We start from the raw sequence: 1,006 nt of genomic DNA on the forward strand, positions 1-1,006 counted from the left end.
GTTCACGCCGTTGCCGGGTACGCGGCAGATCTTCGTGATCGATGTCGACGAGGTGCAGACGAGTTGCGGGTGGGGCGTGCCGTTCATGACGCTCGATCGCGAGCGGCAGACGCTGTCGAAATATCACGCGAAACAGACCGAGGCCGAACGGATCGAGGAACTGGCGGGGCCGACCGCGAGCATCGACGGGTTGCCGGTGCGGCTCGCGACCGTCCTGCCGGACCGGGCAGGCGCATGAGCCTGGTCGAACTGGGGCGATACGGTCGGAACGAAGCGCATATCATCGTCGGGCGGCTCGAGAGCGAAGGCATTCCGGCGATCGCGTTCGACGGCGGGATGTCGATCATGGAGGGGAGCTGGCTGCTGATCCCCGTGCGCGTCATGGTTGACGAGGATGATCTCGACGAGGCGCGGGGAATTTTGGCTGGGTGAGCGAGTGCGTTGGGCGTTCGTAAGAATGCGTCGCGCTACGCCCGCAATGTCATTCCCGCGCAGGCGGGAACCCATATTGGCAAAGCTCCCGACTTGGTCGCTAGCGCTTGAGTATATGGAATCCCTGCCTGCGCGGGAATGACGAGGAACTGGATGCCCGTCGCGCAGATTTAGAAGGGGGAGGGCCAACACCCCGCCCCGCCAAATCAGCCCCCCGCGCTGACCCGCCAGATCGCGTTGCCGACGTCGTCGGCGACCAGCAGACCGCCGGTCTTGTCGGTGATGACGCCGACCGGGCGGCCCTGCGCGTCGCCGTCCCTGTTGAGGAACCCGCCCAGCACGTCGACCGGCTTCACGTTCGCCGTCGGGAAGCCAGTGTCGCCAAAGGGTATGTAGACGACCTTGTAGCCCGATACCGGCTTGCGGTTCCACGAGCCGTGCTCGCCAACGAACGCGCCATTGGCGAAGCGATCGCCGAGCTTGGCGTCGGCCGAGAAAGTCAGGCCCAGTGCCGCGACATGCGGTCCAAGCGCGTAGTCCGGACGCTTCGAATATTGCTGCAACGCCGGGTTCT

1 protein-coding gene and 2 pseudogenes are annotated in these 1,006 nt (G+C 65.2%); 2 read left to right on the forward strand and 1 reads right to left on the reverse strand.

Annotated elements, in window-relative coordinates; genetic code table 11:
• Positions 1-238, forward strand: a pseudogene (locus U1872_RS22805) (pyridoxamine 5'-phosphate oxidase family protein); the annotation flags it as partial.
• On the forward strand, positions 235-432 hold the full coding sequence (locus U1872_RS22810) for a putative signal transducing protein (RefSeq protein ID WP_056057596.1): 198 nt from the start codon (positions 235-237) through the stop codon (positions 430-432). The pseudogene U1872_RS22805 and the gene U1872_RS22810, both read left to right, overlap by 4 nt.
• Positions 433-638: 206 nt before the next feature.
• Here U1872_RS22810 and U1872_RS22815 read toward each other — a convergent pair.
• Positions 639-1,006: pseudogene (locus U1872_RS22815) on the reverse strand (sorbosone dehydrogenase family protein); the annotation flags it as partial.

The organism is Parasphingomonas frigoris (assembly GCF_036663815.1).
Taxonomy (GTDB): Bacteria; Pseudomonadota; Alphaproteobacteria; order Sphingomonadales; family Sphingomonadaceae; genus Sphingomonas.

Coding starts and splice junctions, on each gene's coding strand:
- U1872_RS22810 (WP_056057596.1), top strand. CDS start 235: ATGAGCCTGGTCGAACTGGGGCGATACGGTCGGAACGAAGCGCATATC.